This window comes from Cellulomonas sp. PS-H5 (assembly GCF_019265565.1).
Classification (GTDB): domain Bacteria; phylum Actinomycetota; class Actinomycetes; order Actinomycetales; family Cellulomonadaceae; genus Cellulomonas.
Map to the genome: position 1 here is coordinate 1 of NZ_JAHVCI010000036.1, position 13,840 is coordinate 13,840.

The window sequence follows — 13,840 nt, forward strand, 5'->3', positions numbered from 1 at the left end:
GCCGCCGCCCGGCCGGCCCCGGCCGCGAGCGTCGCCGGTCCCGCGACGCCGCCGCCGACGGTCCCGCCGCAGCGCGGCGACGCCTGACCGGCGCCGCACCCGCGCCGCGCCCGGCCCGTCCGCCTGACAGACTGTCCCGGTGGACTCGAACGACCTCCTGAACCTGCTCCTCGTCGGCGTGCCGGCCCTGGCGATCCTCGGCGGCGGCGCGGCCGTCCTCCAGCGGCGCCGGAACGCGGGCGACCGCGACCGGACCGACGAGCGCCCCGCGGGGGGCTCCGGCACGGGCACCTCGACGCTCGAGCGGCCGGCCCCCGAGGCGACGGTCCCCGAGGCGCCGACCGCGCCCGGCGCCCCGGCGCCCGAGGACGCCGCGACCGCCCCCGCGCTCGAGGTCCCCGCCCCGACGGCCGGCCGGCTCACCCGGCTCCGAGACCGCCTGGCCCGCTCGGGCTCGCCGCTCGGCGCCCGCATGCTCCAGGTGCTGTCCCGCGACCACCTGACCGAGGACGACTGGGACGAGCTCGAGGAGACGCTCCTGCTCGCCGACGTCGGCGCCGGCCCGTCCGCCGACCTGGTCGAGTCGATCCGCACCCGGGCCCGCGTCCAGGGGCTCAAGGACCCGGCCCAGGTCCGCGCCCTGCTCCGCGAGCAGCTGCTGGCGCTGGTCGACCCGTCGCTCGACCGCACCCTGTCGACCGCCCCGCAGACCGGGGAGGACGGCGTGACCGTCCCCGCGGTCGTCCTGGTCGTCGGCGTCAACGGCACCGGCAAGACCACGACCGTGGGCAAGCTCTCCCGCGTGCTCGTCGCCGACGGCCGCACCGTGCTGCTCGGCGCAGCGGACACGTTCCGCGCCGCGGCCGCCGACCAGCTCGAGACCTGGGGCTCGCGTGTCGGCGTGCGCACGGTCCGCTCCGACCGCGACGGCGCCGACCCGGCGTCGGTCGCGTTCGAGGCGGTCCGGGAGGGCGCGGCCGAGGGCGTCGACGTGGTCCTGGTCGACACCGCCGGCCGGCTCCAGAACAAGGCCGGCCTCATGGACGAGCTCGGCAAGATCACCCGGGTCATCACGCGCACCGCGCCGCTGTCCGAGGTGCTGCTGGTGCTCGACGCCACCACCGGCCAGAACGGCATGAACCAGGCGCGCGTGTTCGCGGAGGTCGCCGGCGTGACCGGCATCGTGCTGACCAAGCTCGACGGCACCGCGAAGGGCGGCATCGTCGTCGCCGTGCAGCGCGAGCTGGGCGTGCCGGTGAAGCTCGTCGGGCTCGGCGAGGGTCCGGACGACCTCGCGCCGTTCGACCCGGAGGAGTTCGTGGACGGCATCCTGGGGTGACGTCCGCGGGCGCCCCGCCCCGCCCCCGCCGACCGGCCCGCGTCCCGCCCCCTGAGACGCGGGCCGTCCCGTAACACGATGTTGACGCGCGCGGACCGCTCGTCACACCGGTGTAACACCGGTGGCGCCGTCGCGAAACGGCCGCGCACGACTCTGGTCCCCGATCCGGCAGACCGGCCGGCGAGGGGAGAGGCGTTCCACATGGATCTGGACACCGGAGCGACAGCCTGGATGCTGACGTCAGCGTCCCTGGTGCTGCTCATGACGCCGGGACTGGCGTTCTTCTACGGCGGCATGGTGCGCGGCAAGTCCGTGCTCAACATGATGATGATGTCGTTCATCAGCATCGCGGTGGTCGCCGTGGTGTACGTGTTCTGGGGCTGGTCGATGTCCTACGGCTCGGACGTCGCGGGGATTTTCGGCAACCCGTTCGACCAGTTCGGGCTGTCGGGCGCGATCTGGGACGAGAACGGCGAGTACCTGATCGACGGGTACGGCGTGCCGGTCATCGTCGGCGTCGCCTTCCAGGTGACGTTCGCGATCATCACCGTCGCGCTGGTCTCCGGCGCGATCGCCGACCGTGTGAAGTTCGGCACCTGGGTCGCGTTCACCGCGCTGTTCGCGACGTTCAGCTACTTCCCGCTGGCGCACATGGTCTGGGGCGGCGGCGCGCTGTCCGGTTCGGAGAACGGCATCGCCGCGATGCTCTTCGGCACCACCGACGGGGCGGCCACGGTCGCGCCGATCGACTTCGCCGGCGGCACCGTCGTGCACATCAACGCCGGTATCGCGGGCCTGGTGCTCGCGCTGATCGTCGGCCGGCGCAAGGGCTTCGGCAAGGAGCCGATGCGCCCGCACAACCTGCCGTTCGTCATGCTGGGTGCCGCGCTGCTGTGGTTCGGCTGGTTCGGCTTCAACGCGGGCTCGGCGTTCACCGCCGACGGCACCGCGGGCCTCGCCTGGGTGAACACCACCGCCGCCACCGCCGCCGCGATGATCGGCTGGCTCATCACGGAGAAGATCCGCGACGGCCACGCCACCTCGCTCGGTGCCGCGTCCGGCGTCGTCGCGGGTCTGGTCGCCATCACCCCGGCCGCGGGTGCCCTGCGTCCGGTCACCGCCATCATCCTGGGTGTGGTCGCCGGTGCGCTGTGCGCCCTCGCGGTCGGCCTGAAGTACCGGTTCGGCTTCGACGACTCGCTCGACGTGGTCGGCGTCCACCTGGTGGGTGGCCTCGTCGGCACCATCGGCATCGGCTTCCTGGCCGCCGAGGGTGGCCTGTTCTTCGGCGACGGCGTCAAGCTGCTCGTGGTCCAGGTGGTCATCGCCCTGCTGGCGCTGATCTTCTCCGGCTCGGTGACCGCGGTCATCGGGTTCATCCTGAAGGCCACGATGGGCTGGCGGGTCAGCGAGGAGGCCGAGGTCGGCGGGATCGACCTGGCCGTGCACGGTGAGACGGGGTACGAGACGCTGGGCGGCGCCCGCGTGGTGACGGAGGTGAAGGCATGACGAAGCTCGTGACGGCGGTCATCCAGCCGCATCGGCTCGACGACGTGAAGTCCGCCCTCGAGGCGGCGGGGATCCGCGGCCTGACGGTGAGCGAGGCCAGCGGCTACGGCCGCCAGCGCGGTCACACCGAGGTCTACCGGGGGGCCGAGTACACGGTCGACCTGGTCCCGAAGGTCAAGATCGACGTGCTGGTCACGGACGAGGACACCCCCGGTGTCGTCGAGGTCATCGTGAAGGCCGCGCAGACCGGCAAGATCGGCGACGGCAAGGTCTGGGTCGTCCCGGTCGAGGACGTCGCCCGGGTCCGCACCGGCGAGCACGGGCCCGAGGCCCTGTGACCGGGCGGTCCGCCCGAGCATGATCGACGAACGGTCGTCAGGGGGCACGGCCGGCGGCGAGACCCCGGAGGTCCCGCACCCCCAGCACGTGGGGGTGCGGGACCTCCGGGTCGAGCGGCTCGACCTCGCGGCGCGGCTGTCCGGCCCGGACGGCGACGGCGCCGCGCGCCGGCAGGCGGTCTCGGACCTGGTGCTCCGGCGCCTGGCCGAGCTGTGGGAGGACGCCACCGAGGGGCGCGAGACGCCGGGCATCGGGCTCGGTGCGGTCGGCAGCGTGGGCCGCGGCGACGCGAGCCCGGCCAGCGACCTCGACCTGCTGCTGGTGCACGACGGCCGCGGTCACTCGGCCGAGGAGCTCGCGGCGCTCGCGGACCGGCTCTGGTACCCGATCTGGGACGCCGGGCTGGACCTCGACCACTCGGTGCGGTCGCTGGCCCAGTGCCGGCAGGTCGCGTCGAAGGACCTGCCCGCCGCGGTGGGCCTGCTCGACCTGCGCCCCGTCGCGGGCGACCCCGGCATCATCCACCGGGCCCGGTCCGCCCTGCTGGCGGACTGGCGGTCCGCCGCCCGGCGCCGGCTGCCCGAGCTGCTGGCGTCCACCCGGCAGCGCGCGGAGCGGCACGGCGAGCTCGCGTACCTGATCGAGCCGGACCTCAAGGAGGCCCGCGGCGGCATCCGGGACGCGGTGGTGCTGTCCGCGCTGGCCGCGACCTGGCTCACCGACCGCCCGCACGGCGCCGTCGACCGCGCGCACGCGCACCTGCTCGACGTGCGCGACGCCGTGCAGACCGTCAGCCGGCGGCACACGAACCGGCTGCTGCTCGCCGACCAGGACGAGGTCGCCGAGCTGCTGGGCGTGGGGGACCGCGACGACCTGCTGGCCGGCCTGGCCGAGGCCGGCCGCGTCGTGTCCTACGCGCTGGACAGCACCGCCCGGAACGCGCGCCAGGCCCTGGCCCGCCCGGCGCGGCGCCCGGTGCTGGTGCGCGGCCGGCGGACGGCCCCGCGGCTGCGCACCGTCGGCGAGGGCCTGGTCGAGCACGACGGCGAGCTGGTGCTCGCGGCCGACGCCCAGCCGGCGGCCGACCCGCTGCTGTCCCTGCGCGCCGCCGCGACCGCCGCGCGCACCGGGCTCACGCTGTCGCCCATCACCGTCACCAGCCTGGAGCGCACGCCGCCGTTGCCCGAGCCCTGGCCGAAGGCCGCGCGGACGCTCCTGGTGCAGCTGCTCGCCACCGGCCCGGCGCAGGTGCCGGTGTGGGAGGCGCTCGACCTCGCGGGCGTGGTCACCACCTGGATCCCCGAGTGGGCCGGCGTGCGGAACCGTCCCCAGCGTTCGCCCATCCACCGGCACACCGTCGACCGGCACCTCGTCGAGGCCGCCGCGCGCGCCGCCGGGCTGCGCCGGACCGTCGACCGGCCGGAGGTCCTGCTGGTCGCCGCGCTGCTGCACGACATCGGCAAGCGCGCCGGGGCGGGGGACCACTCCGTCGAGGGCGCGCGCCTGGCGGGCCCGGTCGTGGCCCGCATGGGGTTCGGCCCGGACGACGCCGCCGACGTCGCGCGCCTGGTGCGGGAGCACCTGACGCTGTCCGAGCTCGCCACCGGGTCCGACCCGGACGACCCGGCGACGGTCGACGCGCTGCTCGCGGCGGTCGACCACCGTCCCGACCTGCTCGCCCTGCTCCGGGCCCTCACCGAGGCCGACGCGTCGTCCGCCGGACCCACCGCGTGGACCGCGTGGCGCGCCCAGCTCGTCGACGACCTCGTGGCGCGGGCGTCGGCCCGGCTGGCGGGTACCCTGGGACGTCCCTGACCGCCGAGAGAGCGTGAGGATCGCGCGGTGTTCGCCACCCTGTCCGACCGACTGACGTCGACCTTCAAGAACCTGCGCTCCAAGGGGCGGCTGTCCGAGGCGGACATCGACGCCACCGTGCGCGAGATCCGCCGCGCCCTGCTGGACGCCGACGTCGCCGTCCCGGTGGTGCGCCAGTTCACCGGCGCCGTGCGGGAGCGCGCGCTCTCCGCCGAGGTCTCGGGCGCGCTCAACCCGGCGCAGCAGGTCGTCAAGATCGTCAACGACGAGCTGGTGTCGATCCTCGGCGGCCAGAACCGGCCGCTGCACCTCGCGAAGAACCCGCCGAGCGTCATCCTGCTCGCGGGCCTCCAGGGCGCGGGCAAGACCACGCTCGCCGGCAAGCTCGCGCTGCACCTGAAGTCGCAGGGCCACACGCCGCTGCTGGTCGCGGCCGACCTGCAGCGCCCCAACGCCGTCACCCAGCTCCAGGTCGTCGGCGAGCGGGCCGGCGTGCCGGTGTTCGCGCCGCACCCGGGCAACCAGGGCAGCGAGCTCGACGTCGTCGCCGGCGCCGACCCGGTCGCCGTCGCCCGCGAGGGCCTGGCGACCGCGCGGGCGCGCCAGCACGACGTGCTCATCGTCGACACCGCCGGCCGCCTCGGCGTGGACGCCGAGCTCATGCGACAGGCCGCGGACATCCGCGACGCCGTGAGCCCGGACGAGATCCTGTTCGTCATCGACGCGATGATCGGCCAGGACGCCGTCGCCACCGCCACGGCCTTCCAGGAGGGCGTCGGGTTCACCGGCGTCGTGCTGTCCAAGCTCGACGGCGACGCCCGCGGTGGCGCCGCGCTGTCGGTCGCGTCGGTCACCGGCCGGCCGATCCTGTTCGCGTCGACCGGTGAGAAGCTCACCGACTTCGAGGTGTTCCACCCCGACCGGATGGCCTCCCGCATCCTCGACATGGGTGACGTGCTCACCCTCATCGAGCAGGCGGAGCGGGCGTTCGACGCCGAGCAGGCCGAGGAGATGGCGGGCAAGCTTGCCTCCGGCCAGGGCTTCACGCTCGCGGACTTCCTGCAGCAGATGCAGCAGCTGAAGAACATGGGCTCGATGAAGAAGATGCTCGGCATGCTCCCCGGCATGGGGCAGATGCGCGAGGCCATCGAGAACTTCGACGAGCGCGAGGTCGACCGGGTCGAGGCGATCATCCGGTCGATGACCCCGGCCGAGCGCGACAACCCGAAGATCATCAACGGCTCCCGCCGCGCCCGCATCGCGCGCGGCTCCGGCGTCGAGGTCTCGGACGTCAACGGCCTGCTGGAGCGGTTCGCCGGGGCGCAGAAGATGATGCAGCAGATGGCCAAGGGCGGCGGCATGCCGATCCCCGGTATGGGCAACCTGCCGGGCACGGGCAAGAAGGGCCGCGGCCGCGTCGCCCCGTCCAAGAAGGCGAAGGGCAAGTCCGGCAACCCGGCCAAGCGCGCGCAGCAGGAGAAGGCCGCCGCCGACCGCGCCGCGGGCATCGCTCCGGCCGCCGCGCCCGCCGCGAAGGGCTCGGCGTTCGGCATCGGCGGCGGCGCGCCGCAGCAGCAGGACGCGTTCGACCCGTCGAGCATCGAGGACCTGCAGAAGTTCCTCGGCCGCTGACGGCCGCGGACCCGGATCGCGCGAGGGGGCGTGGATGGGGGACGTGCTGCACCTGACCGGCCCGGTCGTCCTGGACGACGACCGGGTCGTCGGCGAGGCGTGGGTCATCGGCGGGCGGCTGACGTTCGACCGGCCGGGCGGGGACTGGACGTCGGTCGACGGGTGGGTGGTCCCGGGCCTGGTGGACGTGCACTGCCACATCGGGCTCGCCGCAGAGGGGGCCGTCGACCGGGCGACCGCCGAGGCGCAGGCCGTGGCCGACCGGGACGCCGGGGTGCTGTTGGTCCGCGACGCGGGCTCGCCCGCCGACACCGGGTGGGTGCACGCCCGCGAGGACCTGCCGCGGCTGATCCGCGCCGGGCGGCACCTCGCGCTGCCCAAGCGGTACCTGCGGCACTACGGGCGGGAGCTCGCGTCCGCCGACGCGCTGCCGGGCGCCGTGGCGGAGGAGGCGGCGCGGGGCGACGGCTGGGTCAAGCTCGTCGCCGACTGGATCGACCGGGACCTCGGCGCCGACGGCGACCTGCGGCCGCTGTGGCCGGACGACGTGCTGGCGTCCGCGGTGCGGGTCGCGCACGAGGCGGGGGCCCGGGTCACGGCCCACACCTTCTCCGCCGAGGCGCTCGACGGGCTGCTGGACGCGGGCGTCGACTGCCTCGAGCACGCGACGGGGGCGGAGGACCGGCACATCGCGCGGATCGCCGCCGCGGGGATCCCGGTGACGGCGACGCTGCTGCAGGTGGCCCAGTTCGGGGAGATCGCCGGGCGGGCCGAGAGGTACCCGGCGTACGCGGCCCGGATGCGGCGGATGCACGCGCGCCGGTACGCGCACGTCCGCGACCTGCACGACGCCGGGGTGCCGATCCTGGTCGGCACCGACGCCGGCGGCACGATCGGGCACGGGCGGATCGCCGACGAGGCGGCCGAGCTGGTCGCGGCGGGGCTCCCCGCGCGCGAGGTGGTCGCGGCGGCGTCGTGGCGGACCCGGGCGTGGCTCGGGGTGCCGGGGCTCGCCGAGGGGGAGAGCGCGGACCTCGTGGTGTACGACGCGGACCCGCGGGAGGACATCGGGGTGCTCGCGGCACCGCGGGCGGTGGTGCTGCGCGGGGCGCGGGTGGCGTGAGGGGCTCGGCGCGGCTCAGGCCGGCGCGTCGCCCTGGGCCACCTGCAGGACCCGGGTCCGGGCGTGCGCCGCGGGGTCGTCCGTGATCGGCCGCCCGTCGAGCCAGCACCGCACCGCGTGCGCGAGCTCCTCGGGGTGGCTGTAGTTCATCGCGTGCGCGGCGCCCAGGATGACCACGACCGTGAGGTGCCCCGGCCCGAGGTGCGCGAGCTCCCGCACCCGGTGCGGCGGCGGCATCAGCGGGTCGCGCGACCCGACCACCGCGAGGGTCGGCACCGGGGTGCGCAGCAGCCGCTCCAGGGACGGGAACCGCACCATCTCCCGGAACGCCGCCAGCGCGGGCACCGCGCCGTAGTGCGCGTAGTCCGGCAGCGAGTACCGGCCCATCCGGACGTCCTCGCGGACCGAGTCGCGGAGCAGCTGGACCACGGCGCGCGCCAGCGGCTGGTTGTGCGCGCCGCCGGCGGGGGAGGCGAGCACGATCCCCGCGGCCCGGTCCGGCGCGCGGTGCGCGGCCTCCAGGCTCACCGGGCCGCCCATCGAGTTGCCGACGAGCACCACCCGGTCCAGGTCCAGCGCGTCGAGGGTGCCGAGCAGGGCGTCCGCGAGGTGGGGGATGGACAGCGGCGGCCTCGGCCCGGGGCTCGCGCCGTGGCCGGGGAGGTCGGGGACGTACGTCGTGCCGCGGTCGGCCAGCGCTGCGGCGGTCGGCAGCAGGTACCGGCCCGACACCGCGAACCCGTGCACGTGCACCAGGGGCGTGGACCCCGGGACCTCGGGGCCGACCCGCACCGTGACGGGGCGCCCGGCGACCTCCACCTCGCGCGTCTCCCAGTCCACGGCGGTCATGGCGCGATCGTGGCAGCGCGCGGTCGGCGGCGACGCACCCGGCGCGGGTGACCCGCGGGCGGGCGGGGTCGGCACGCTCGGGCGGCCGGGTCCCTCCCGATTCTCGCCAGCCCGCCCGATCCGGCGGGTGGTTCCGCGAGAATCGGTAGGGGTCGTGGAGCGGGAAGCAGCGTGACCCGGGGCACGCGCGCGCAGGGTCGCCCGCACCGGCGCCGGTCTGGCACAATGGCCTGCTGTACTCGGCGCGCGCGGCCCCTCTACCCGCTCGATGCCGTGTCCTCCAGGCCGGACCGGACCGCATGCCCCACGTGCGAACCGCGACGGCCGCCTCGCAGACATCCAGGAGAAGACCACACCGTGGCCACCAAGATCCGCCTCAAGCGTCTCGGCAAGATCCGGGCGCCGTACTACCGCGTCGTCGTCGCGGACTCCCGCACCAAGCGTGACGGTCGCGTCATCGAGGAGATCGGCAAGTACCACCCGACCGAGGAGCCGTCGCTCATCGACATCTCCTCGGAGCGCGCGCAGTACTGGCTGTCCGTCGGCGCCCAGCCGACCGAGCAGGTCCTGGCGCTCCTCAAGGTCACCGGCGACTGGCAGAAGTTCAAGGGCCTCCCGGGCGCCGAGGGCACCCTGCGCACCAAGGCCGCCCCGGCCGACGTGAAGGCCGCTGTCGACGCCGTCGCCGCGGACGCCGAGAAGGCCAAGGCCAAGGCGTCCGAGAAGAAGGCCGCCGCCGCCGAGGCCCCGGCCGCCGACGAGACGCCGGCCGAGGACGAGCAGGCCTGATGCTCGCCGACGCGCTGGAGCACCTGGTCCGGGGCATCGTCGACCACCCGGACGACGTGCGGGTCGACGCCCGCACGCTCCGCCGCGGTGACCTGCTCGAGGTCCGGGTGCACCCGGACGACCTCGGGCGGGTCATCGGCCGCGGCGGCCGGACCGCCCGCGCGCTGCGCACCGTCGTCGGCGCGCTGTCGTCCGAGGGTCCGGTCCGCGTGGACGTCGTGGACGTCGCCCGGCGGTGAGCCGCGCACCCGGTCGGCCTCGCGCCGGCCGGTGAGACACCGGCACAGGCCCGGTCCCGAGCAGGGGCCGGGCCTGCGTCGTGCCCGCACCCGTACGCTGGTCCGGCTTGGAGCCGGACACCCCGAGAGGAACCCCATGCTGCTGACGGTCGCCCGGATCGGCCGCGCGCACGGCCTGCGCGGCGAGGTCGCCCTCGACGTGCGCACCGACGACCCCGCGGCGCGCCTCGCGGCCGGTGCGGTGCTCGCGACGGAGCCCGCCGACCGCGGCCCGCTGACGGTCGCGCGCACCCGGGAGCAGCAGGGGCGCTGGTACGTCACGTTCGCGGAGGCGCCCGACCGCACCGCGGCCGAGGCGCTGCGGGGCGTCGACCTGGTCGTGGAGGTCGCGGACGACGCGAGCACCGCCGACGACGACGAGGACGCCTGGTACCCGCACGAGCTCGCCGGGCTGCGCGCCGAGCACGTCGACGGCCGGCTGCTCGGCGAAGTCGTCGGTCTGGAGCACCTGCCGGCGCAGGACGCCCTGGTGCTGCGGGAGCCCGACGGCGCGCGGACGCTGGTGCCGTTCGTGCGCGCGATCGTGCCGGTCGTGGACGTCCCCGGCGGCCGGGTCGTGCTGGACCCGCCCGGCGGGCTGCTGGCGTCGGACGCGGCGAACCTCGTGGTGAGCGACGAGACGCGCGGCGACGCGGCGGGGGACGACGACTGACGTGCGCATCGACATCGTCTCGATCTTCCCGGACTACCTGAGCCCGCTCGGCCTGTCGCTGGTGGGCAAGGCCCGCACGAGCGGCCTGGTCGACCTGCGCGTGCACGACCTGCGCGACTGGACCTCCGACCGGCACCGCACCGTCGACGACACCCCGTTCGGCGGCGGCGCCGGCATGGTGATGAAGCCCGACGTCTGGGGCGCGGCCCTCGACGACCTGGTGACCGAGGGCAGCCACCTGCTGCTGCCGACGCCGTCCGGCGCCCCGCTCACCCAGCGGCACGCGGAGGCGTGGGCCGCCGACGCGCACCTCGTGATCGCCTGCGGGCGGTACGAGGGCATCGACGCCCGGGTCGCGGCGCACTACGCGTCCCGGCCGGGCGTGCGGGTCAGCGAGTACTCCATCGGCGACTACGTGCTCAACGGCGGCGAGGTCGCGGCGATGGTGCTCGTCGAGGCCGTCGTCCGGCTGCTGCCGGGGGTCGTCGGCAACCCGCACTCGCTCGTCGAGGAGTCGCACGGCGCCGCGGGGCTGCTCGAGTACCCCGTGTACACCAAGCCGCCGGCCTGGCGGGACCTCGAGGTCCCCGAGGTGCTGCTGTCCGGGCACCACGGCCGCGTCGAGCGCTGGCGCCGCGACCAGGCGCTCACCCGCACCGCCGCGCGCCGGCCGGACCTGCTCGCGAGGCTCGCGCCGGGCGACCTCGACAAGGCCGACCGCGCGGTGCTGGCCGACCTCGGGTGGGTCGTGGGCGGCGACGGGCCGGTGCCGGCGGGGGAGTAGCGGCCCCGGTTTCGACCGCCGGGCCTCGTCTGTGGCACACTTGTCGGTCGGTGCCCGACGGCCCCGTCTCTGCCACAGGGGAGGCGACCACGGCCCGCCGAGCGATCGGCCGCGCACCGCACCTCATGCCACCCGGCGCCCCAGGCGCCGACGATGACGCGCGTGACCTGTGGCACGGCGGGAAAGCGACACACGATGTCCCACATCCTCGACTCGATCGACGCGGCTTCGCTGCGCACCGACGTCCCCGACTTCCGCCCCGGCGACACGCTGAAGGTGAACGTCAAGGTCGTCGAGGGCAACCGCTCCCGCGTCCAGGTCTTCCAGGGCGTCGTGATCGCCCGCCAGGGCGACGGCATCCGCGAGACCTTCACGGTCCGCAAGGTCTCGTTCGGCGTCGGCGTCGAGCGCACCTTCCCGGTGCACTCCCCGACCCTGGAGTCCATCGAGGTCTTCACCCGCGGTGACGTCCGTCGCGCGAAGCTGTACTACCTGCGCAACCTCCGCGGCAAGAAGGCCAAGATCAAGGAGAAGCGCGACGCGGTCCCGGCCAAGCAGGCCTGAGACCTCCGCAGCACGCCGACGGGCGGTCACCCCTCACAGGGGTGGCCGCCCGTCGGTCGTGCCGGGGAGGTTCGGTGCGCACCGGCGCGTGGGTGTGGGCGCGGGTCCGACGACGTGGGAGAGTGATCCGGTGACGGACCAGCACGCAGCACCTGCCGGCCACGAGGCGGCCGGCAGGTCCGAGGAGCGACGGCGCGGACCCGTCACCTCCTTCCTGCGGGAGACCGCGATCATCCTCGTCAGCGCGATCGTGCTGTCGTGGCTGGTCAAGACGTTCCTCGCGCAGGCCTTCTTCATCCCGAGCGCGTCGATGCACGACACCCTGCTCGAGGGCGACCGCGTGCTCGTGAGCAAGCTCGCGCCCGGGCCGCTCGACATCCACCGGGGCGACATCGTCGTGTTCTCGGACCCCGGCGGCTGGCTGGACCAGCAGACCGTCCCGGAGACCAACGTCGTCCAGGACGCCCTCATCGCGATCGGCCTCATGCCGCAGCAGTCCGAGGACCACCTCATCAAGCGCGTCATCGGCCTGCCCGGGGACCGGGTCGCCTCGACGGGTGACGGGTCGCCGCTCACCGTGAACGGCGAGCCGATCGACGAGTCCGAGTACCTCGCGCCCGGCGCCAGCCCGAGCCACATCGCGTTCGACGTCGTGGTGCCCTCCGGGTCCGTCTGGGTCATGGGCGACAACCGGCAGCAGTCCGCGGACTCGCGGTTCCACCTCGGCGACCCCGGCGGCGGCTCCGTGCCGATCGACGACGTCGTCGGCACCGCGTTCGTCAAGCTGTGGCCCCTCCACCGGATCGGGCTGCTGCGCAACCCGGGCGACGTGTTCGCCGACGTCCCGGACCCGTCGTGACCGCCGCCGGACGGGCGCGCACCGCCTGGAACCGGGCCGCGCCGACGCTCCGGGTGGAGCGCCAGATCATCCGGGACGGCGTCCCGGCCCTCGCGTGCGCCGACGAGGTCGGGCGCGGCAGCCTCAGCGGCCCCGTGACCGTCGGCGTCGTCGTGGTGACCGCGGAGAGCCGCGCCGTGCCGCAGGGCGTTCGGGACTCCAAGCTGCTGAGCTCCGCCGAGCGCGAGCGGCTCGCCCCGCTCATCCGCCGCTGGGCAGCCTGCTGGTCGGTCGGGCACGCCGAGCCCGCCGAGATCGACGCGTACGGCATCATCGCGGCCCTGCGCCTCGCCGCGCACCGCGCCCTCGCGGGGCTCGAGACCGCACCGGGCGCCCTGCTGCTCGACGGCAACCACGACTACGTGACCACCCCGGCGCAGGACGCGCTGATCGGGCCGCCGGCCGTGCTCGACGTCGTGCCGCCCGTGCGGACCATCGTCAAGGCGGACCTCCGGTGCGCCGCCGTCGCCGCCGCGAGCATCCTCGCGAAGACCGAGCGCGACGCGATCATGACCCGGCTGCACGACGACCACCCCGAGTACGGGTGGGCCGAGAACAAGGGCTACTCCGCGCCCGAGCACCTGGCGGCCCTGCGCCGGCTCGGGCCCACGCCGCACCACCGGACGTCCTGGCGGCTGCCGGGCGTCGAGGCGGGTGCGGGGGTGCGCGCGGACGCCGTCGCGGGCGTGCCGGGCGCCGCCGCGCTCGACGACGCGCTGCTCGCCGGCGAGCCGCTGACGCTCGACGTCGCGGGCTGACGTCGCGGCCCGGCGCGTGCGCCGGTTGCGGGCCGATGTGCCCGGATGGGGGATGATGGGTCGGTGAGCGCCGAGGACCTGGAGAACTACGAGACCGAGATGGAGCTCGCGCTGTACCGCGAGTACCGCGATGCCGTCGGCCTGTTCTCGTACGTCGTCGAGACCGAGCGCCGGTTCTACCTGGCGAACCACGTGGACCTGCAGGTCCGCTCCGCGGCGGGCGAGGTGTACTTCGAGCTGACGCTCGCCGACGCGTGGGTGTGGGACGTCTACCGCTCCGCGCGGTTCGTGAAGTCGGTGCGCGTGGTGACGTTCAAGGACGTCAACGTCGAGGAGCTGGTCAAGGCCGACCTGGATCTCGGCTCGGGCGGTGGCTTCGGGCGGTAGCCCCCCCGCTCGTGGGGCGGGCACCGAGTCCTCCACAGGCGCGGCTGCGCGCGTCGTCCCCAGCTCCGCCGGGGCGGAGCGGCGGGTCGCCTCCCGGCCCCGG

General features: G+C 75.2%; 15 protein-coding genes. 14 read left to right on the forward strand and 1 reads right to left on the reverse strand.

The genetic code is table 11. The annotated features are described in order from the left end of the window. Positions 1-139 precede the first annotated feature (139 nt). The 6 genes from ftsY (at position 140) to J5O08_RS13710 (ending at position 7,757) form a co-directional block, all read left to right on the forward strand. A complete protein-coding gene (gene ftsY, locus J5O08_RS13685; RefSeq protein ID WP_218707439.1) occupies positions 140-1,339 on the forward strand; it encodes a signal recognition particle-docking protein FtsY in 1,200 nt (399 codons plus the stop codon). 201 nt (positions 1,340-1,540) lie between these two features. After that, positions 1,541-2,848: an ammonium transporter gene (locus J5O08_RS13690; RefSeq protein ID WP_218707441.1), complete on the forward strand. Its 1,308-nt coding sequence runs from the start codon at positions 1,541-1,543 to the stop codon at positions 2,846-2,848. Next, the gene (locus J5O08_RS13695) at positions 2,845-3,186 is read left to right on the forward strand and encodes a P-II family nitrogen regulator (RefSeq protein WP_147793882.1); all 342 of its coding nucleotides are present in this window, start codon (positions 2,845-2,847) and stop codon (positions 3,184-3,186) included. The genes J5O08_RS13690 and J5O08_RS13695 overlap by 4 nt, the downstream gene beginning before the upstream one ends. Positions 3,187-3,205: 19 nt before the next feature. Then, on the forward strand, positions 3,206-5,002 hold the full coding sequence (locus tag J5O08_RS13700) for a [protein-PII] uridylyltransferase (RefSeq protein WP_218707443.1): 1,797 nt from the start codon (positions 3,206-3,208) through the stop codon (positions 5,000-5,002). Positions 5,003-5,029: 27 nt separating this feature from the next. After that, a complete protein-coding gene (gene ffh, locus J5O08_RS13705; RefSeq protein WP_217616047.1) occupies positions 5,030-6,634 on the forward strand; it encodes a signal recognition particle protein in 1,605 nt (534 codons plus the stop codon). A 34-nt stretch (positions 6,635-6,668) separates the two neighbouring features. Then, positions 6,669-7,757, forward strand: coding sequence for an amidohydrolase family protein (locus J5O08_RS13710; RefSeq protein WP_218707444.1), 1,089 nt, complete (start codon positions 6,669-6,671; stop codon positions 7,755-7,757). Positions 7,758-7,772: 15 nt separating this feature from the next. Here J5O08_RS13710 and J5O08_RS13715 read toward each other — a convergent pair whose 3' ends face one another. After that, a complete protein-coding gene (locus tag J5O08_RS13715; RefSeq protein ID WP_218707445.1) occupies positions 7,773-8,606 on the reverse strand; it encodes an alpha/beta fold hydrolase in 834 nt (277 codons plus the stop codon). Positions 8,607-8,963: 357 nt separating this feature from the next. Between J5O08_RS13715 and rpsP the strand changes: the two genes are divergently transcribed. The 8 genes from rpsP to J5O08_RS13755 all read left to right on the forward strand — a co-directional run bounded on the left by rpsP (position 8,964) and on the right by J5O08_RS13755 (position 13,737). Beyond that, positions 8,964-9,395: a 30S ribosomal protein S16 gene (gene rpsP, locus J5O08_RS13720; RefSeq protein WP_218707447.1), complete on the forward strand. Its 432-nt coding sequence runs from the start codon at positions 8,964-8,966 to the stop codon at positions 9,393-9,395. Then, positions 9,395-9,634 (forward strand): RNA-binding protein, encoded by a 240-nt coding sequence (locus tag J5O08_RS13725; RefSeq protein WP_147793876.1) that lies wholly within the window; start codon positions 9,395-9,397, stop codon positions 9,632-9,634. The genes rpsP and J5O08_RS13725 overlap by 1 nt, the downstream gene beginning before the upstream one ends. Before the next feature lie 136 nt (positions 9,635-9,770). Further along, complete coding sequence (rimM, locus tag J5O08_RS13730; RefSeq protein ID WP_218707449.1) at positions 9,771-10,346, forward strand: ribosome maturation factor RimM; 576 nt, start codon at positions 9,771-9,773, stop codon at positions 10,344-10,346. A gap of 1 nt (position 10,347) precedes the next feature. Continuing rightward, positions 10,348-11,130, forward strand: a complete 783-nt coding sequence (gene trmD / locus J5O08_RS13735; protein WP_218707451.1) for a tRNA (guanosine(37)-N1)-methyltransferase TrmD — start codon at positions 10,348-10,350, stop codon at positions 11,128-11,130. Positions 11,131-11,325: 195 nt separating this feature from the next. After that, positions 11,326-11,694 carry a 50S ribosomal protein L19 gene (gene rplS, locus J5O08_RS13740; protein WP_147793873.1) on the forward strand — a complete coding sequence of 123 codons (369 nt, stop codon included), beginning with the start codon at positions 11,326-11,328 and terminating at the stop codon, positions 11,692-11,694. 130 nt (positions 11,695-11,824) lie between these two features. Further along, positions 11,825-12,553 carry a signal peptidase I gene (gene lepB, locus J5O08_RS13745; protein ID WP_308281614.1) on the forward strand — a complete coding sequence of 243 codons (729 nt, stop codon included), beginning with the start codon at positions 11,825-11,827 and terminating at the stop codon, positions 12,551-12,553. Then, entirely contained in the window at positions 12,550-13,350 is an 801-nt protein-coding gene (locus tag J5O08_RS13750) for a ribonuclease HII (RefSeq protein ID WP_217616042.1), read from the forward strand. Before lepB ends, J5O08_RS13750 begins: the two co-directional genes overlap by 4 nt. Positions 13,351-13,413: 63 nt before the next feature. After that, on the forward strand, positions 13,414-13,737 hold the full coding sequence (locus J5O08_RS13755; RefSeq protein WP_147793871.1) for a DUF2469 domain-containing protein: 324 nt from the start codon (positions 13,414-13,416) through the stop codon (positions 13,735-13,737). Positions 13,738-13,840 lie beyond the last annotated feature (103 nt).